At 71.4% G+C, this 18,743-nt stretch carries 14 protein-coding genes; all 14 read right to left on the bottom strand.

All coding sequences use genetic code 11. From position 1 onward, the window contains the following. Positions 1-41 precede the first annotated feature (41 nt). Positions 42-2,873: a primosomal protein N' gene (locus tag E1267_RS06910; protein WP_246063570.1), complete on the bottom strand. Its 2,832-nt coding sequence runs from the start codon at positions 2,871-2,873 to the stop codon at positions 42-44. 318 nt (positions 2,874-3,191) lie between these two features. Continuing rightward, the gene (gene metK, locus E1267_RS06900) at positions 3,192-4,379 is read right to left on the bottom strand and encodes a methionine adenosyltransferase (RefSeq protein ID WP_132330931.1); all 1,188 of its coding nucleotides are present in this window, start codon (positions 4,377-4,379) and stop codon (positions 3,192-3,194) included. A 640-nt stretch (positions 4,380-5,019) separates the two neighbouring features. Beyond that, a complete protein-coding gene (gene coaBC / locus E1267_RS06890) occupies positions 5,020-6,417 on the bottom strand; it encodes a bifunctional phosphopantothenoylcysteine decarboxylase/phosphopantothenate--cysteine ligase CoaBC (protein ID WP_132330929.1) in 1,398 nt (465 codons plus the stop codon). An 8-nt stretch (positions 6,418-6,425) separates the two neighbouring features. Next, the gene (rpoZ, locus tag E1267_RS06885) at positions 6,426-6,695 is read right to left on the bottom strand and encodes a DNA-directed RNA polymerase subunit omega (protein ID WP_132330927.1); all 270 of its coding nucleotides are present in this window, start codon (positions 6,693-6,695) and stop codon (positions 6,426-6,428) included. A 5-nt stretch (positions 6,696-6,700) separates the two neighbouring features. Next, the gene (gene gmk, locus E1267_RS06880) at positions 6,701-7,294 is read right to left on the bottom strand and encodes a guanylate kinase (protein WP_201761084.1); all 594 of its coding nucleotides are present in this window, start codon (positions 7,292-7,294) and stop codon (positions 6,701-6,703) included. Positions 7,295-7,409: 115 nt separating this feature from the next. Further along, positions 7,410-7,733: an integration host factor, actinobacterial type gene (gene mihF, locus E1267_RS06875; RefSeq protein WP_020541698.1), complete on the bottom strand. Its 324-nt coding sequence runs from the start codon at positions 7,731-7,733 to the stop codon at positions 7,410-7,412. An 809-nt stretch (positions 7,734-8,542) separates the two neighbouring features. Then, positions 8,543-9,235, bottom strand: a complete 693-nt coding sequence (gene pyrF, locus E1267_RS06870) for an orotidine-5'-phosphate decarboxylase (RefSeq protein WP_132330923.1) — start codon at positions 9,233-9,235, stop codon at positions 8,543-8,545. A 196-nt stretch (positions 9,236-9,431) separates the two neighbouring features. Then, complete coding sequence (locus tag E1267_RS06865; RefSeq protein ID WP_132330921.1) at positions 9,432-10,409, bottom strand: dihydroorotate dehydrogenase; 978 nt, start codon at positions 10,407-10,409, stop codon at positions 9,432-9,434. Then, the gene (locus E1267_RS06860) at positions 10,399-11,250 is read right to left on the bottom strand and encodes a dihydroorotate dehydrogenase electron transfer subunit (RefSeq protein WP_246063568.1); all 852 of its coding nucleotides are present in this window, start codon (positions 11,248-11,250) and stop codon (positions 10,399-10,401) included. Before E1267_RS06860 ends, E1267_RS06865 begins: the two co-directional genes overlap by 11 nt. A 50-nt stretch (positions 11,251-11,300) precedes the next feature. Continuing rightward, on the bottom strand, positions 11,301-14,588 hold the full coding sequence (gene carB / locus E1267_RS06855) for a carbamoyl-phosphate synthase large subunit (RefSeq protein ID WP_132330919.1): 3,288 nt from the start codon (positions 14,586-14,588) through the stop codon (positions 11,301-11,303). After that, positions 14,575-15,732, bottom strand: a complete 1,158-nt coding sequence (gene carA, locus E1267_RS06850) for a glutamine-hydrolyzing carbamoyl-phosphate synthase small subunit (RefSeq protein ID WP_132331018.1) — start codon at positions 15,730-15,732, stop codon at positions 14,575-14,577. The genes carB and carA overlap by 14 nt, the downstream gene beginning before the upstream one ends. A 29-nt stretch (positions 15,733-15,761) precedes the next feature. After that, a complete protein-coding gene (locus E1267_RS06845) occupies positions 15,762-17,051 on the bottom strand; it encodes a dihydroorotase (protein ID WP_132330918.1) in 1,290 nt (429 codons plus the stop codon). A gap of 61 nt (positions 17,052-17,112) precedes the next feature. Then, positions 17,113-18,030, bottom strand: a complete 918-nt coding sequence (locus tag E1267_RS06840) for an aspartate carbamoyltransferase catalytic subunit (RefSeq protein ID WP_132330917.1) — start codon at positions 18,028-18,030, stop codon at positions 17,113-17,115. Further along, complete coding sequence (gene pyrR, locus E1267_RS06835; RefSeq protein ID WP_132330916.1) at positions 18,027-18,572, bottom strand: bifunctional pyr operon transcriptional regulator/uracil phosphoribosyltransferase PyrR; 546 nt, start codon at positions 18,570-18,572, stop codon at positions 18,027-18,029. Before pyrR ends, E1267_RS06840 begins: the two co-directional genes overlap by 4 nt. Between the last annotated feature and the right edge of the window lie 171 nt (positions 18,573-18,743).

Genomic DNA, 18,743 nt, shown 5'->3' with positions numbered 1-18,743 from the left:
GCTAACGGCTGGCCATGAGATGAGCGAATCGGGGAAACGGTCTAAATCAGGTCGAGCGGGTCGACACTCACCCTCACCACCTCCGGTGTCTTGCGCGCCGCGCGCACGCCGCTGGCGCCCTTGAGCGCGGCCGCCAGGGCGGCGCCGCCCTGGCGGCGTACGCGGATCATGGCGCGCTCCTGTCCCTGCTCGTCCACCGGCACGGGGCCGAGCACCTGGGCGCCGGGCGGCAGGCGTACCTCGTCGAGCATCTGCCTGACCGCGGTCGCCGCGCCCGTGAGCGTCGCCATCCGCACCGCGGGCGGGAAGCCGAGCTCGGCGCGCTCGCCCAGCTCACGCTCAGCATGCGTGACGGGATCCCACCTGACCAGCGCCTGTACGGCGGGCAGCGCCGCGTCCCCGAGCACGACCAGCTCGGCGCCGGGGCGGAGCAGGGCGGCGGCGTTCATCCAGCGGCGCACCGCCTCCTCGGACGCCCTCAGGTCGGCCCTGCCCAGCAGCGCCCACCCGTCCAGCAGCACGGCGGCCGCGTATCCCCCTTCCGCGACGGGTTCGGCGCCGGGGGTGGCGACGACCAGCGCGCGGGTGGACGGCACGGTGGCCAGCACGCCGTCACGGCCGGACGTGCGCACCGGCACGGAAGGGAAGGCCCTGCCGAGCTCCTCCGCCGTACGCCGGGCGCCGGTGACGACGGCGCGCAGCCGGGGACTTCCGCAGGAGGGGCACCGCCAGCGCGCATCCACCCGGCCGCACCAGCGGCAGTAGGGGGCGGCGTGGCCACCTCTGAGCGCCAGCGGGCCATGACACAACCGCCCGCCCTCGCCCACAGGGCCGGGATCCGTTCGCTCACTCACACCGGCACCGGTCCCACCAGCCCCGGACCCTTCGCCACGACCGGTGCCCGTCCCGCCGGCCGGACCGGTTGCCGTCCTATCGGCTCGGCCGGGCGCGCGTTCCCGGCGGGCGGCGTGCGCTCGCCGGTCATCCGTGCCCTGCCGACCGGCCTGGGACCGGCCGTCGGACGCAGCCCCCTTCCCGGGCGCGGACGCGCCGCTCACCGCACCATCGGCGCCGGGCCGGCCGGCCGGCGACGACCCGCCGCCCGGATCCGCGCCACCGGGCGGCCCTGCCGGGCTCGGCCCGGTGAGCGGGTCAGGGCCGCCGAGCTGGATCGCCCCCACCATGACCGCCGGACCTGAGGGCTTCGCGCTCGGCGACGGAAGGGCAGGAGCGGCCGTCCTGGTGGGAGGCAGGACACACCGGGCGGGCGTACGGCAGTGCCGGCAGGCCAGGGCGGGCAGATAGCCGCGTCTGGGCACCTGCACCAGCACCGGTCCCTTCTCCAGCCCCTGCCGCAAGGCCCGCCAGGCGATGCTCGGAAGCCTGGCCTGCCGCGCCGCCTGGTCCTTGGCGAGCTCGGCGTCCTCACCCGCGGGGCGCACGCGGGGGGCCAGGCTCCTGATCGTCGTACGGGCGGCCACGATCGGCCTGGCCCAGCGGGAGGCGATGAGCTGCGTGGCCTCGGCGGTGCGCGCGTATCCGCCGATCAGCATCGCCGCGCCGGTCCTGTGCGCCCTGAGCCCGAGCACCTCCCGCGCGTGCGGGTACGGGGCCAGGCGCTCGGCGTGCAGATCGTCGCCGTCGTCCCAGATGGCCACCAGGCCGAGATCCGCCACGGGGGCGAACATGGCGGCCCTGGTGCCGACAACGGCGCGCACCTGGCCTCTCAGCACCTTCAGCCACCGTCTGTACCGCTCCGCCGGACCCAGACCGGCCGTGAGCGCCACGTGCCTGCCGGGGCCCAGCACCCGCTCGAACTCGGTGTCCACCAGCGCCACGTCCTTGCCGTCGGGCACCACGAGGACCGCGCCCCTGCCGCCGTCCAGCGTCGCGTGCACGGCCTCGGCCACCGCCCTCGCCCACCCGCGGGCACCGGGAAGGGCCGACCACACGGCCCGGGGTGCGCGCCCGCGGCGCAACGCGTCCAGGAAGGAGGGCCCGGTGGGATAGTCGTCCCACGCACTCTCCTTCGCGCCCTCGGCCGGCGCCACCGGGCCGGCGCCATCCGCCGGCGTCGCCGCCGCGTCACCGGCCGGAACCGCCTGCTCAACGTGTTTCCTGGTGTCCTCTCCGGCGCCCGGGGGGCTCCCGGCACGTTCGCTGCTCCCGTGTGAGGCCGCCTGACCGGCGCGTACGTCGCTCGCCGCCCGCTCCGGCGGCCGGTTCTCCTCCACCAGGGACGCTTCACCCGGCGTGAGCTCCTTCGCCGCCCCCTCCCTCTCGCCGGAGCGTGGCCGCCCCGCGGCGGGAACGTCGCCAGGTTGGGGCGGTCCCCCTTCGCCGGGGTTGCCCGGCGAGGCCGGGTCATCGGGTCCCCCATCGGTGGCGGCGCGCGCAGCCAGGGCGGGCGGGCCGGACGGGGCCGGCACCTTCGGGGTCTCCGACTCGACCTTGGCGTGGCGCGGCGGGACGGCGAGACGGAGCACGTCGGTCAGGGTGCCCGCGTACCGGTCGGCGACGGCACGGGCCAGCCCGGCGATCTCCGGGGTGAGCACGCGCTCGGGAGAGACCACGCGTTCGACAGGCGTGAGCCGTCCCTCGTGCTCGCTCTCCTCGACCCGCTCCAGGAGGAACCCGTCCACGAGCTTTCCCGCGAACCGCACCCTGACCCGCACGCCCGGCTCGGCCGTCTCGTGCATGGAGGCCGGGATCAGGTAGTCGAAGGAGCGGTCGAGGTGTGGCAGCGGGCTGTCCACCACGATCCTCGCCACCGGCCGCTCCGGAGCGGGCACGGGAGCGCCTTTGGCGTCCTTGGACGACGCTGGGGGCCGCACGGCGTCGAGCGGCAGGAGGGCGTCGTCGGAGTGGGTCACGCCCTACGTCTACCAGACCTCACCACCCACGGCGTCCGCCGCCCGCACACGGTACGGACGCCGTACGCCGCGTCCCCCGGACAGGAGACGCGCCGGCCGGCGGGCGCGTGAGGAAACGTCATTTCCATAGCGCGGCAGTCCCGTTTCAAGCCGGGCGAAGGCTCCAGGCAGCACCCCGCTGCCGGGGAAAGGCACGTTCACCGGTCAACCCCCGGGCTCTGCGGAGTCCAGGGGTTGACCGGTCACGTCATGCCGGCCGGCGGCGCCCCGCCCCCGGGGGTCGGCGCCCGGGGAGAGGGGGTCGCAGACGGCGGCGGCTCACATGCCGGCGGCGGTGCGCAGGGCCTCGGCGCGGTCGGTGGACTCCCAGGAGAAGCCCTCACGGCCGAAGTGCCCGTAGGCGGCGGTCTCCGAGTAGATGGGCCGCAGGAGGTCGAGGTCGCGGATGATGGCGGCCGGGCGCAGGTCGAACACCTGCAGGACGGCCTCCTGGATCTTCTCCACGGCGACCTTCTCCGTGCCGAAGCACTCCACGAACAGCCCGACCGGCTTGGCCTTGCCGATCGCGTACGCCACCTGGACCTCGCACCGGTCGGCGAGCCCCGCCGCGACGACGTTCTTGGCGACCCAGCGCATCGCGTAGGCGGCCGAGCGGTCGACCTTGGACGGGTCCTTGCCGGAGAAGGCGCCGCCGCCGTGGCGGGCCATGCCGCCGTAGGTGTCGATGATGATCTTACGTCCGGTGAGCCCGGCGTCGCCCATCGGGCCGCCGATCTCGAAGCGGCCGGTCGGGTTGACCAGCAGGCGGTAGCCGTCGGTGTCGAGTTCGAGCTCCGCGAGCACGGGGTCGACCACGTGCTCCTTGATGTCGGGCGTCAGCATCTCCTTGAGGTCGATCTCGGCGGCGTGCTGCGTCGAGACGACCACCGTGTCGAGCCGGATCGGCGTGTCGCCGTCGTACTCGACGGTGACCTGGGTCTTGCCGTCGGGCCTGAGGTAGGGGACCGTGCCGTCCTTGCGCACCTGGGACAGGCGCAGGGCGAGCCGGTGGGCCAGGGTGATCGGCAGGGGCATCAGCTCGGGGGTCTCGCGGCAGGCATAGCCGAACATGAGGCCCTGGTCACCGGCGCCCTGACGGTCGAGCTCGTCGCCGTCCTCGCCCTCACGGTGCTCGTAGGCGGCGTCGACGCCCTGGGCGATGTCGGGCGACTGCGCGCCGATGGACACCGACACACCGCACGAGGCGCCGTCGAAGCCCTTGTGGGAGGCGTCGTAGCCGATCTCAAGGATCTTCTCCCGGATGACGCCAGGGATGTCGACGTAGGTCTCGGTGGTGACCTCGCCTGCGACATGGACCTGGCCGGTAGTGATCATCGTCTCGACGGCGACCCGGCTCTTCGGATCGTCTTTGAGCATGGTGTCGAGAATCGCGTCACTGATCTGGTCGGCGATCTTGTCCGGGTGGCCCTCGGTGACCGACTCGGAGGTGAACAGGCGACGTGACAACTCAGTGGCTCCTCATGCAGCGGCTGCTGACGTATGTACGGCTCAGGGCCGAACGGGCGGACCTGGGCTTCGCCGAAGTCTAGCCCCACCCGGCGCCCGGCCGCGAAGCCGCACACCGCATGTCGGGCATCACAGGTCGGGCATCACAGGTCGGGCAGCGGATCGGGAGGCAGGGTCTCCGGCGCGAAGACTTCCGCGTCGGCGGCCTTGACCACGGCGGTGTACTCCTCATCGAATTCGAAGGCCATAGAGCCCAGCTCGATTATCGGTCCAGGCTGGATGGGACCCAGCCTGGTGTGCCTCGGGAACGAGGCCAACACGGCGACGGGACGATCGCTTCTGAGCGTCCTGGTGGCGAGCACCGAGATAGCGGCATCGGTCACAACGATGAGGAAATGTCCACTTTCTGTCGTTCCCACCGAACGCGCGGGAAAGACGTAATGGAGCTCCCCTTGGTCGGCGAGCAATGTCCTACAACGATCCCTGACAGCAGAACCCACCGGCATTCCATCCCCCCTTGCCCCAAGTATCCGCAGGCGTACGGGGATGTCGCAACATGTCATTTGGAAATGAGTCTGACACGATTTGTACGTTCTTCGCCGCTCGCGTCCCCTATGCAACCGTCAGTACGGTCCCTCGGTCACGTGAGACGGGCCGCCACGAGATCCCACACGGCGTCGGCGAGATCCTCCTTGGGACCGAGAGGCACCTCGACCGGCTCACCGCCCGCGACGAGCACGGTGGCCGCGTTGTCGGAGGTGCCGAAGGCCTTGCCCTCACCCACCTGGTTGACGACCAGCAGGTCACACCCCTTGCGCACGAGCTTGGCCCGGCCGTTGGCGAGCACGTCGTGCGTCTCGGCCGCGAAGCCGACAATCACCTCAGGGTGCGGCCCGCGCGCCACCCGGCCCTGCGCCGCCTCCGACCCGCCTCCAGAGCCGACACCACCGGACGGGACGCCTCCGGACGCGACACGACCGGACGGCTCGCCGGCCACGGCACCCGCCGCGCCGGCCGTCCCTCTCCCCGGGTGTGCCGCCGCTCCCGCCGGGACAGCAGCGCCCGCCGTCTCCCCGGCACCGGCCGGATCGGCAGCGCGGGCCTGGAGACGGCGCCGCCCCAGCTCCGCGAGGATGTCGGGATTTTTCGTCAGCTGGATGGACTCAGGCTCGCCATGGGACTTCTTGATCTTCTCGTCGTGCCGCGTCGCGGGCCGGAAGTCGGCCACGGCCGCCGCCATCACCACGACGTCGGCGTCGCCCGAGGCGGCCAGCACCGCATCACGCAACTCGGCCGTGGACTCCACCCGCACCACCGTTGCCCCGGCGGGATCGGGCAGCGTGACGTTGGCCGCGACGAGGGTCACCTCCGCCCCACGGGCGACGGCTGTTCGGGCCAGGGCGTAGCCCTGCAGCCCGGACGAACGATTGCCGATGAAACGGACCGGGTCGATCGCCTCGCGCGTGCCCCCCGCGGACACGACGATCCTGCGCCCGGACAGGTCACGCGGCCGGCCGCGCAGCACGCGCCGGCAGACCTGGAAGATCTCGGCCGGGTCGGGCAGCCTGCCGGGACCGGTGTCGGCTCCGGTGAGCCGCCCCACGGCGGGGTCGATCACGATGGAGCCGCGCTCGCGCAGCGTCGCGACGTTGGCGCGGGTGGCGGGATGCTGCCACATCTCGGTGTGCATCGCGGGCGCGAACACGACCGGGCAGCTCGCGGTCAGCAACGTGTTGGTGAGCAGATCGCCCGCCAGCCCGTGCGCCGCCTTGGCGAGCACGTCGGCGGTCGCGGGCGCCACCACGACGAGGTCGGCCTGCCTGCCGATCCGCACGTGGGGCACCTCGTGAACGTCGTCCCACACCTCGGCGCTCACGGGGTTGCCCGACAGGGCGGCCCAGGTGGGCGCGCCCACGAACTTCAGGGCCTCGCGGGTCGGGACGACCCGCACCTCGTGCCCCGACTCGGTGAACAGGCGCAGCAGCTCACATGCCTTGTACGCGGCGATGCCGCCGCTGACGCCCAGGACGACCTTCATCGAAGGGGTCAGACCGCGCCTTCGATGGGCTCGGCGTTGAGCAGGCCCTCGGAGACCTCACGCAACGCGATGGACAGCGGCTTCTCCTGAGCATGCGTCTCGACCAGCGGCCCGACGTATTCCAGCAGGCCCTCGCCGAGCTGGGAGTAGTAGGCGTTGATCTGGCGAGCGCGCTTGGCACCCATGATCACCAGGGAGTATTTGCTGTCGACGATGTCGAGCAGCGCGTCGATCGGCGGGTTGGTGATGCCCTCCGCGGCCGGGGAAATGCCTGCCACGATTGTCAGACCTCTCGGTTGGTGGTTGTCGTGACCCCCTGAGGGTCAGTCATCAAGGCTATCAGCCGGCGGCACACGTCCTGGACACTCGTGTTCACCAGGGTGAGGTCGAACTCGGACTCGGCGGCCATCTCGATCCGCCCGGCCGCCAGACGGCGCGCGATGACGTCCTCGGGTTCGGTGCCGCGCCCGCGCAGCCGCTTCTCCAGTTCCTCCCAGCTGGGCGGGGTCAGGAAGATCAGCAACGCCTCGGGCATGCTGCGCCGCACCTGTCTGGCGCCTTCGAGGTCGATCTCCAGCAGAGTCGGTACGCCCTCCGCGAGTTTCTTCAGCACCGGCTCGCGGGGCGTGCCGTAGCGGTTGCCCGCGAACTCCGCCCATTCGAGCAGCTCACCGGCCGCCACGAGGCGGTCGAACTCGTCGTTGTCGACGAAGTAGTAGTGGACCCCGTGCACCTCGCCGGGCCGGGGCCTCCTGGTGGTCACCGAGACCGACAGCCACACTTCGGGGTGTGCCCGCCGGAGCTCGGCGACGACCGTGGACTTGCCGACGCCCGACGGCCCGGAAAGGACCGTCAGCCGTCTCTCACTCAGGGGCAGGAAGCCGTCCTCCGCTCCCGATCCGACAGTCTCGTGGGCACTGACGTCGCCGGACCAGGACCTGTCGGCCACTTCCTACCCCCCGTTGAACCTGCGCTTTCGTGTGGAACAGAGATTAGCTCTCGTTGCCACCGAACTCGCGCTCGAGGGAGGCCCTCTGGTTCGCGCCGAGGCCCCGCACACGGCGGGACTCGGCGATGGCCAGCCGCTCCATCAGCTGCTTGGCGCGGACCTTGCCCACGCCTGGGAGCGATTCCAACAATGCCGACACCTTCATCTTGCCGATGACGTCGTCGGTCTGCCCATCCTTGAGCACCTCAGCCAGAGAAACCGCGCCATGCTTGAGCCGGTTCTTGACCTCGGCACGCTCTTTACGGGCCTTGGCAGCCTTCTCCAGGGCTGCGGCGCGCTGCTCGGGGGTCAGGGGAGGAAGAGCCACGCCGGGTCACCTCGAATTTCTGTCGATGTACTCGGACGGGAAGGGAAACTAGCTGGTCATCGCCCTCTAAGCAACGTCAAGAGCGGTTTCTCTCGCGACAAAATTCACTTCATCACTGTCCGTGCTTGTAAAATCACATTGTGCTGATCAAATCGCCGCACTTCCCGTTCAGGGAGGCGGCGCGCGACGACGCCGCGAAACGCAATGAAGATCACGTTTCAGCCGTCCGGCATTGTCCGAAATCCCGCTCACACCTGGGCCGAAACCTTCTCGGGGATCGGTGTGCGACCGCTTCGGGAATGCCTTATGATCTTGCCAGCGGCACCGGACGACAAGATCCATCGTGCCCGCCCGACCATGATCACTGCCCCATGGCGACGGGCGCACGGACAGACGCGGCGCCCGCCTCCTGACTCGCGCCGTCAAACGCACGCACCCGGCGACGCACGAGCCGGAGGCCCCGCCCTCGACGCCACAGCCGGAGGCGCCCGATCCAGGCGCGGGGAACGTCGCGCCCGTACGCCGGCGCAAGCGCGTGACGGGCGTCCGCAGCCTGCCGGGCACCCGGCCATGTGGGCAACGCGAGAACACCCGGGACCGCACGGCACTCGGGCGTACCAGGCCGTATGGGCGCGCGTGCACCCGTGCGGGGGCTCACGGCCCGGGGCAACAGGTGCACGGCCCGGGTCAAGCGTGCGCTCGTCACGGCGATTTCCACGTGAGCCTTCACGACCGGCCATGACAGACGGAAACGGACGTCGGCGCGTGCGGGCAAGCCAGGCCTGCCGTAAAGGCAGGTCAGAAGAGCATCACACAGAACGCCGGAGAGACGCGGCGATGGCGGCGGCCGCGGCGCCCGGGTCGGGTGAGCCCGTGATGGGGCGGCCGATGACGAGCAGGTCCGCTCCGTCCGCGAGCGCCTGCTCGGGCGTCGCCACGCGCGCCTGGTCCTGCGTGGCGGCGCCCTCAGGCCGCACGCCCGGCGTGATCAGCCTGATCCCGTCCCCCACCTCCGCCCGCACGGCGGGCACCTCGTTGGGCGAGCACACGAGCGCGGTCGCGCCCGCCTCGACCGACAGCGCTGCCAACCGGCGTACGGCGGCGTCGGCCGGGCCCGCGAGCCCGATGCGGTCGAGGTCGGTCTCGGTCAGAGAGGTGAGAATCGTCACGGCGGCGATCTCGGTGTGCGGCGCCGCCTCCACGGCGGCCCTGATCATGGCGGGCCCGCCGGCGGCGTGCACCGTGAGGATCGCGGGACGCAGGCGGGCCACGGCGCGGGCGGCCCCGGCGACGGTGTTGGGGATGTCGTGGAGCTTGAGGTCGAGGAACACCTCCACACCGCTGGCTCCCTTGACGGAGGCGATCACTTCGGGGCCGTAGCGCAGGTAGAGCTCCAGGCCCACCTTGACCGTGCTGACGTGCGGCGTCACGAGGGCCGCCCACCGGGCTGCGGTTTCCAGGTCGGGTGCGTCAAGGGCGACGGCGATCGGTGCGGGAGTCAAGACGTGCTCTCCTCAGGTGCTGGAGCGAGTGCGGGCGGGGGGAATCAAGGGTGCTCCGCCGCGTCGGCGGGGGGCCGAAGCCGCCGCCGAAGCCATGGGCGGCAAAGCCGGGGGCCGAAGCCACGGACCAACGCACGGGCCAACGCACGGGCCAACGCCCCGGGCCGAAGGCCGAAGCCGGATTGGACCCGGGTGGTCACGGGATGCTCTCTTCGGAGTCGACCATCAGATGCCGGGGCGCGCTGCCTGGGGGCCGGTGCGCGAGGCCGACGGCGTCGGCGAGCCGCTGCAGGCCGCGCGCCCGGAGGAGGTCTTCGAGCTCGCGTTCGATGCGCAGGCAGGCGTAGGGGTCGTGGAAGAGCGCCGTGCCGACCCCGACGACGCAGGCCCCCGCGAGGACGAACTGAAAGGCGTCCTTGCCGCTCATCACGCCGCCCATGCCGATCAGGGGGACACCGGGCAGCGCGGCGTGAACCTGCCAGACGCACCGTACGGCGAGCGGCAGGACGGCCGGCCCCGACAGCCCGCCGGTCACGGCGGCGAGCGAGGGCCGCAGCGCCTCGGTGTCGATGGCCATGCCCAGCGGGTTGTTGATCATGGACAGGGCGTCGGCCCCGGCGTCCACGCACGCCCGCGCGACCGAGACGATGTCGGCGACGTCGGGCGCGAGCTTGGCGACGACGGGGACGTCGTAGCGCATGATGGAGCGTACGGAGGCGATCACCTCGGCCGCCGCGCTGCCTTCGCGGGCGAAGACGCGGCCGCGGTCCTCCATGTTCGGGCAGGAGAGGTTGATCTCCAGGGCGGTGACGCCGGGCGCGTCGGCCAGCCTGCGGGCCAGTTCGGAGTATTCGGCGACGGTGCCCCCGCCGATCGAGACGATGGTCCTGATGCCGCGCTGGGCCAGCCAGGGCAGTTCGCGCTCCAGGAACGCGTCGATGCCTGGGCCCTGCAGGCCGACGGAGTTGAGCATGCCCGAGGGGGTCTCGGCCATGCGGGGGGTGGGCCGGCCGGCGCGCGGCGCCATGGTGATCGAGCGGGTGGTGAGGGCGCCGAGCCGGTGCAGGTCGAAGAACTGGGCCAGTTCCCGTCCTGAGGAGGCGCAGCCGGCCGCCGTGGTGATCGGGTTCGCCAGCTCCACATGCGCCAGAAAAGTCCGCATATCAACTGACATGTCGTGCTCCGCCTCCAGGGGCGCCCAGCGCGTCGAACGGGATGGTCCCCACGTCCTCGAACCGCACCCGCTCTCCCCGGAACACCGGGCCCTCGGCGCACGCCCTGACCATCCTCGTCGCCCCGTCCTCGCCGATGACGGGCAGCACGCACGTCATGCACACCCCGATGCCGCAGGCCATCGACTCCTCGACCGCCACCTGCACCGGGATGTCGAACTCCATCGCCACCGCCGTCACCGCCCGCAACGTCGCCATGGGCGCGCAGGCGTAGACCGCGTCGGCCCGCGTGTCGGCGATCACCGAGGGCAGCGCGTCGGTGACGGTGCCGCGCAGGCCGAGTGAGCCGTCCTCGGTGGTCAGCGTGGTCGTCTCGGCCATCCTGCGGGCCCGCATCGCCCCGAAGACCCGCTCGGCCTCCGCTCCCCCGATCACGAAGTCGACCCGGCAGCCCCGCGCCAGCAGCGCGTCCGCCAGCGGGAACAGCACGGCCGAGCCGTAGTCGGAGCCCACCAGCACGCAGTTCGCGGGATCGCGCGGCAGCGGGAACGGCCGCCCGAGCGGCCCGACCAGGTCGAGCGTGTCACGGGCGCGCCGCTCGGCGAGCCAGGCCGTGCCGGGCCCGCCGGTGGTGAAGACCAGCTCGACCGTACCGCCGTAGTCGGCCTTGACGTCGTGGATGAAGAACGCCCGGCGCGTCACCATCGAGGTGTAAGCCCCTCCGACCGCCACCGACACGAAGTGACCGGGGCGGTAGCGCTCGGCTATGCCCGGCGCCACCACCGTCAGCGCATGGTAGGCGTCGACGCGGCGCGTCGTCAGCACCGTGCCAGTCACCTGCACCGGAGTGCCGGCCAGTCGTCTTCACCTCCCGCCCCGGGGGTCGTAAGGGGTCAGCCCCTGAGTGCCTGCGCGTGTTCCTGGAGCGACCGTACGCCCACATCGCCCCGGACGATCGCCTGGATGCCCGCCGCCGCCGCGGCGAGTCCGGCGACCGTGGTGATGCACGGGATGCCGCGCAGCACCGCGGCGGTGCGGATCTCGTAGCCGTCGAGCCGCGGGCCGGACTGCCCGGGGCTGCCGAAGGGCGTGTTGATGATCAGATCGACCTCGCCGTCGAGAATGCACTGCACGCTCGTTGGCTCACCTCCGGGCCCCGTCCCCTCGCTGTGCTTTCGCACGATCTTGGCATGGACGCCGTTGCGGCGCAGCACCTCGGCCGTGCCCTCGGTGGCCAGGATCTCGAACCCGAGGTCCGCGAGCGCCTTCACAGGGAAGATCATCGCACGCTTGTCGCGGTTGGCCACGGACACGAACGCGCGTCCTTTGGTCGGGAGCTCACCATAGGCGCCCGCCTGCGACTTCGCGAACGCGACGCCGAAGAAGGCGTCGATGCCCATGACCTCGCCCGTGGAGCGCATCTCGGGCCCGAGCACGATGTCGACGCCGCGGAAACGGTTGAAGGGCAGCACCGCCTCCTTGACCGCGATGGAGGAGTCGAGCGGCAGCGTGCCGCCGTCGCCGGTCGCGGGCAGCATGCCCTCCTCGCGCAGCTGGGCGATCGACGCCCCGAGCATCACCCGGGAGGCCGCCTTCGCCAGCGGCGCCGCGGTGGCCTTGGACACGAACGGCACCGTACGGCTGGCGCGCGGGTTGGCCTCAAGGACGTAGAGGACGCCGGAGGACATGGCGTACTGGACGTTCAGCAGCCCGCGCACCCCCACGCCGGAGGCGATGGCTTCGGTGGCGGCGCGGATGCGCTTGATGTCGTTGCTGCCGAGCGTGATGGGCGGCAGCGCGCACGCCGAGTCGCCGGAGTGGATGCCGGCCTCCTCGATGTGCTCCATCACGCCCCCGAGGTAGAGCTCCTCACCGTCGTAGAGGGCGTCGACGTCGATCTCGGTGGACTCGTCGAGGAACTTGTCCACCAGCACCGGATGGCCGCCCTCCTGGGCCGCCATGTAGGTGGTCAGCGTCTCGTCGTCGTAGACGATGGCCATGCCGGCCCCGCCCAGCACGTAGGAGGGCCGCACGAGCACGGGGTAGCCGATGTCCTCGGCGATCTCCAGCGCCTCGGAGACGGTCAGCGCCGTGCCGTGCTTGGGCGCGGGCAGGCCCGCCTCGGCCAGCACCCGCCCGAACGCGCCGCGCTCCTCGGCCAGGTGGATCGACTCCGGCGAGGTGCCGACCACGGGCACGCCCGCGTCCTTCAGCGCCTGCGCGAGCCCCAGCGGCGTCTGGCCGCCGAGCTGCACGATCACGCCCGCCACCGGCCCGGTCTGCTGCTCGGCGTGCACGACCTCCAGGACGTCCTCCAAGGTCAGCGGCTCGAAGTAGAGCCGGTCGGAGGTGTCGTAGTCGGTGGAGACGGTCTCGGGGTTGCAGTTGACCATGACGGTCTCGAACCCGGCCCGCGACAGCTCGAACGAGGCGTGGACGCACGCGTAGTCGAACTCGATGCCCTGCCCGATGCGGTTGGGCCCGGAGCCGAGGATGATGACCTTCTCCCGCTCGCCGGAGGGGACCTCGCTCTCCTCGTCGTAGGTGGAGTAGAGGTAGGGGGTCTTCGCGGCGAACTCGGCGGCGCAGGTGTCGACGGTGTTGTAGACCGGCCGCAGCCCGAGCGCGTGCCGCAGGTCGCGCACCCGCGCCTCGTCGATGCCGCGGATCTCGCCGATCTGCACGTCGCTGAACCCGTGGCGCTTGGCGCGTTCGAGCACCTCCACGGTCAGCTCGGGCGCGGCGGCGACCGCCTCGGCCTCCTCCTGCAGCAGGAAGAGCTGGTCGATGAACCACGGGTCGACGCGCGTGGCCTCGAACAGCTCGCCGGGCGTGGCGCCCGCCCTGATGGCCTCCTGCATGGTGCGCAGCCGCCCGTCGTGCGGCGTGCGGCACTCGGCCAGCAGGTCGTCCTTCGGCCGCACGTCGCCGGCCCAGGCGAAGGAGGAGTCCTTCTTCTCCAGCGACCGCAGCGCCTTCTGCAGCGCCTCGGGAAAGGAACGGCCGATGGCCATGGCCTCGCCGACCGACTTCATGTGCGTGGTCAGCGTACGGTCGGCGCCCCTGAACTTCTCGAACGCGAACCTCGGCACCTTCACCACGACGTAGTCGAGCGTCGGCTCGAAGGAGGCCGGGGTCTCCTTGGTGATGTCGTTGGGGATCTCGTCGAGGGTGTAGCCGATGGCCAGCTTGGCCGCGATCTTCGCGATCGGGAAGCCGGTGGCCTTGGAGGCGAGGGCGCTGGAGCGCGACACGCGCGGGTTCATCTCGATGACGATCATGCGGCCGGTGCGCGGGTCGACCGCGAACTGGATGTTGCAGCCGCCGGTGTCGACGCCGACCTCGCGGATGACGGCGATGGCGACGTCGCGCATGTTCTGGTATTCGCGGTCGGTCAGGGTCAGCGCGGGCGCGACCGTGACGCTGTCGCCGGTGTGGACGCCCATCGGGTCGATGTTCTCGATGGAGCAGACGATGACCACGTTGTCGCGCCGGTCGCGCATGACCTCGAGCTCGTACTCCTTCCAGCCGAGGATCGACTCCTCCAGGAGCACCTCGGTGGTCGGCGAGGCGTCGAGCCCCGCCCCGGCGATGCGCCGCAGGTCCTCCTCGGTGTGGGCGAACCCGGACCCGGCGCCGCCCATGGTGAACGACGGCCTGACCACCACCGGGTAGCCGAGCTCGTCCGCGGCGGCCAGGCACTCGTCCATCGTGTGGCAGATGGCCGACCTGGCCGACTCGGCGTTGAGCGCGTGCTCGCGGGCGACCTTGGCGACGATCTCCTTGAACCGCTCACGGTTCTCGCCCGCCTGGATCGCCTCGACGTCGGCGCCGATGAGCTCGACCTCGTAGGTGTCGAGAACGCCCGACTCGTGCAGCGCGACCGCCGTGTTGAGGGCCGTCTGCCCGCCCAGCGTCGGCAGCAGCGCGTCGGGGCGCTCCTTGGCGATGATCTTCTCGACGAACTCGGGGGTGATGGGCTCGACGTACGTGGCGTCGGCGAACTCCGGGTCCGTCATGATCGTCGCGGGGTTGCTGTTGACCAGGACGACGCGGAAACCCTCGTCCCGCAGCACCCGGCACGCCTGGGTGCCGGAGTAGTCGAACTCGCACGCCTGACCGATCACGATCGGCCCCGAGCCGATCACCAGGACCGACCTGATGTCCTCACGCTTGGGCACGGGTCATGACCTCACAGAACTCGTCGAAAAGGTAGGCGGCGTCGTGCGGGCCGGCTGCGGCCTCGGGGTGGTACTGGACGCTGAAGGCGGGCTGCTCCAGCAGGCGAAGGCCCTCCACGCAGCGGTCGTTGAGGTTGACGTGACTGACCTCGCCCGGTCCGTACGGCGTCTCGAACGGCCCGTCGAGCGGCGCCTCCACCGCGAACCCGTGGTTGTGCGCCGAGATCTCCACCTTCCCGGTGCGCACGTCGCGCACCGGCTGGTTGACCCCCCGGTGCCCGTAGCGCAGTTTGTACGTGGAAAGGCCGAGGGCCCGCCCGAAGAGCTGGTTGCCGAAGCAGATGCCGAAGAAGGGCACCTTGGCCTCCAGCACCTTGCGCAGCGCCGACACGTCGGCGGTGGCGGGGTCGCCTGGACCGTTGGAGAAGAACACGCCGTCCGGTTCGACCGCCATGATCTGCTCGAAGGTGGCGGCCGCGGGCAGCACATGCACCTCGCAGCCGCGCTCGGCCAGTCGCTGCGGCGTCATGCCCTTGATGCCCAGGTCGACGGCCGCCACAGTGAACGTCTTCGCCCCGGTCGCGGGCACGACGTAGGGCTCGGCCGTGGCGACCTGCGCGGCCAGGTCGGCGCCCTCCATGCCGGGTGAGCGGCGCACCCGCTCGACCAGCTCCTCGACGGGCTCGGACGTGCGGGTGAAGATGCCGGCTCGCATGGCCCCGCGCTCGCGCAGGTGGCGCGTCAGCGCGCGGGTGCCGGGCATGGCGATGCCGACGACGCCCTGCTCCTTGAGATAGGCGTCGAGCGAGCGGGTCGCCCGCCAGCTGGAGACCACCCTGGACGGCTCGCGCACGACGTAGCCGGCCACCCAGACGCGCGACGACTCGGGGTCGTCGTCGTTGACGCCCGTGTTGCCGATGTGCGGCGCCGTCATGGCGACGATCTGCCGGTGGTAGGACGGGTCCGTCAGGGTCTCCTGGTAGCCGGTCATGCCGGTGTTGAAGACCATCTCGCCGAACGTCTCGCCTTCGGCGCCATACGGGGTTCCGTGGAAGACGCGGCCGTCTTCCAGAACGAGCACCGCCCCTGGGTGGGCTCCGCCTCCCGAGTAGCCCCCGAAGGGCGTGGAGCCGCTTCGCGGCACGTTGTTGCTCACATCAGCAGGGCTGTCGTTCAAACCAGCTTCCCTTCGAGAACGGTCGGCCTGCCGCGCAGGAACGTGGCCACTACCCGGCCCGGCAGCGTCATGCCCTCGTAGGGCGTGTTCCTGCTCTTCGACGCGAAGGCGGAGGGCTCCACCTCGATGCGGGCCAACGGGTCGTACAACATGATGTTGGCCGGCTCGCCCGCCTCCAGCGGACGGCCCTGGCCGGGCAGGCGGCCGATGCGGGCGGGCAGCGCGGACATGCGCTGCGCGACTCCCGCCCAGTCGAGCAGGCCGGTCTCGATCATGGCCTCCTGGACGACGCTGAGCGCCGTCTCCAGGCCGACCATGCCCATGGCCGCGGCCGGCCACTCGGTCTCCTTGTCCTCGACCGGGTGGGGCGCGTGGTCGGTGGCCACGATGTCGATCGTGCCGTCGGCCAGCGCGGCGCGCAGCGCCTCCACGTCGGCGCGGGTGCGCAGCGGCGGGTTGACCTTGTAGATCGGGTTGTAGGCCCCCACCGGCGACTCCTCGACGAGGTCGTCGGTCAGCAGCAGGTGGTGGGGGGTGACCTCGGCGGTGACGTTCCAGCCCTTGGACTTGGCCCAGCGGATGATCTCGACGGAGCCGGCCGTGGAGACGTGGCACACGTGCAGCCGGGAGCCGACGTGGGCGGCCAGCAGGCAGTCGCGGGCGATGATCGCCTCCTCGGCGACCGCGGGCCAGCCTGTCAGGCCGAGCCTGCCGGAGACGACGCCTTCGTTCATCTGTGCGCCGCCGGTGAGCCTGGGCTCCTGGGCGTGCTGGGCGACGACACCGTCGAACGCTTTGACGTATTCGAGCGCCCGGCGCATCAGGACGGCGTCGTCGACGCACTTGCCGTCGTCGGAGAAGACGCGCACGCGGGCGGCGGAGTCGGCCATCGCGCCCAGCTCGGCCAGTTGCCTCCCCTCCAGGCCGACGGTGACGGCGCCGACGGGGTGCACGTCGCAGTGGCCGTGTTCGCGGCCGAGCCGCCACACCTGCTCGACCACGCCGGCGGTGTCGGCGACGGGCGAGGTGTTGGCCATGGCGTGCACCGCGGTGTAGCCGCCGCGGGCCGCCGACTGCGTGCCGGTCTGCACGGTCTCGGCGTCCTCCCGGCCCGGCTCGCGCAGGTGGGTGTGCAGGTCGACCAGCCCGGGAAGCGCGATCGCGCCCCCGCCGTCGATCGCCCCCGGCGCGTCCAAGCCCGGCGCCACCTCGGTGATCACGCCGTCGTCTGCCCGGATGGACACCGGCTCGCCACCGAGAATCCTGACGTTCTTGATGATCATCATGCCTCCTTCGCCGGCACAATGGTGAGAACGCTGTGCCCGCCGGTTGGTTCGCTGCGCTGCCTCACGCGGTCTCTCCCCCGAGCAGCAGGTAGAGGACGGCCATGCGGATGGTGACGCCGTTGGCGACCTGCTCCACGATCGTCGAGCGCGCCGAGTCGGCCACCTCCGCGGCGATCTCCATGCCCCGGTTCATCGGCCCGGGGTGCATCACGATCGCGTCGTCCGGCATCTTGGCGAAGCGGTCGCGGTCGAGCCCGTAGCGGCGCGAGTATTCGCGCTCGCTCGGGAAGTAGGCGGCGTTCATGCGCTCCTTCTGCACCCGCAGCATCATCACCACGTCGGACTTCGGCAGCACCGCATCGAGGTCGTAGGAGACCTCGCACGGCCAGGTGCCGACGGAGACAGGCAGCAGCGTGGGCGGCGCGACCAGCGTGACCTCGGCGCCGAGCGTGCCGAGCAGCAGCACGTTGGAGCGGGCGACCCGGCTGTGCAGCACGTCGCCGACGATGGTGATCCTGCGCCCTTCGAGCGCGCCCAGGCGGCGGCGCATGGAGAAGGCGTCGAGCAGCGCCTGCGTCGGGTGCTCGTGGGTGCCGTCGCCGGCGTTGACGACGCTGCCGTGCACCCAGTTGGCCAGGCGGTGCGGCGCGCCCGACGAACCGTGGCGGATGACGACCGCGTCGGCCCCCATGGCCTCCAAGGTGAGCGCGGTGTCCTTGAGCGACTCGCCCTTGGACACGCTCGACCCCTTGGCCGAGAAGTTGATCACGTCGGCGGACAGCCGCTTGGCCGCCGCCTCGAACGAGATGCGCGTGCGGGTCGAGTCCTCGAAGAAGAGGTTGACGACCGTGCGCCCGCGCAGCGTGGGCAGCTTCTTGATGGAACGTTCCGAGACACTCGCCAGTTCCTCGGCGGTGTCGAGGATGAGCAGCGCGTCGTCCTTGGTGAGGTCGCCGGCGGAGATCAGATGCCGTTTCACCTGGCGCCTCCCTTCATGAGCACGACCGCGTCGCGCCCGTCGGTCTCCTTCAGGTAGACCTTGACCTTCTCGCTCTTGGCGGTCGGCAGGTTCTTGCCGACGTAGTCGGCGCGGATGGGCAGCTCGCGGTGGCCGCGGTCGACCAGCGTGGCCAGCTGCACGGCGGTGGGCCGGCCGAGGTCGTTGAGCGCGTCGAGCGCGGCCCGCACGGTGCGGCCGGAGTAGAGCACGTCGTCGACGAGGACCACGACCTTGCCGTCGATGCCGTCGGGCGGCAGCTCGGTGTGGCCGAGCGGCCGGGCGGGCTTGAGCCGCAGGTCGTCGCGGTACATCGTGATGTCGATCGAGCCGACGGGGATCTTGACGCCTTCGAACTGCTCGACGCGGTCGCCGAGCCGGCGGGCCAGCGTCGCGCCGCGGGTCGGGATGCCGAGGAGGACGACGTCGTCGGCGCCTTTGGTCCGTTCGAGGATTTCGTGCGCGATTCTGGTCAGCGCCCGGTGGATGTCGGGGGCCTCCAGCACGGCACGGGAATCGGACATGGCGAATCTCACCGCCTTTCCCGCCTCACGGGACGGGTCTTAAAAGGGTGTTGGTCGGGAGACACAGTACCAGCCGCTACCAGCTACAACGTGAGCGCCCTCCCCGTACGCGGCGACGGCTCCCCTACAGGGGGTGACCGGCCACTGCAGGTCCCCGCCGCCCCCATACGC

The sequence above is a fragment of the Nonomuraea longispora genome, from assembly GCF_004348345.1.
Lineage (GTDB): Bacteria > Actinomycetota > Actinomycetes > Streptosporangiales > Streptosporangiaceae > Nonomuraea > Nonomuraea longispora.
This window is presented reverse-complemented; position numbering and strand designations above follow the sequence as displayed.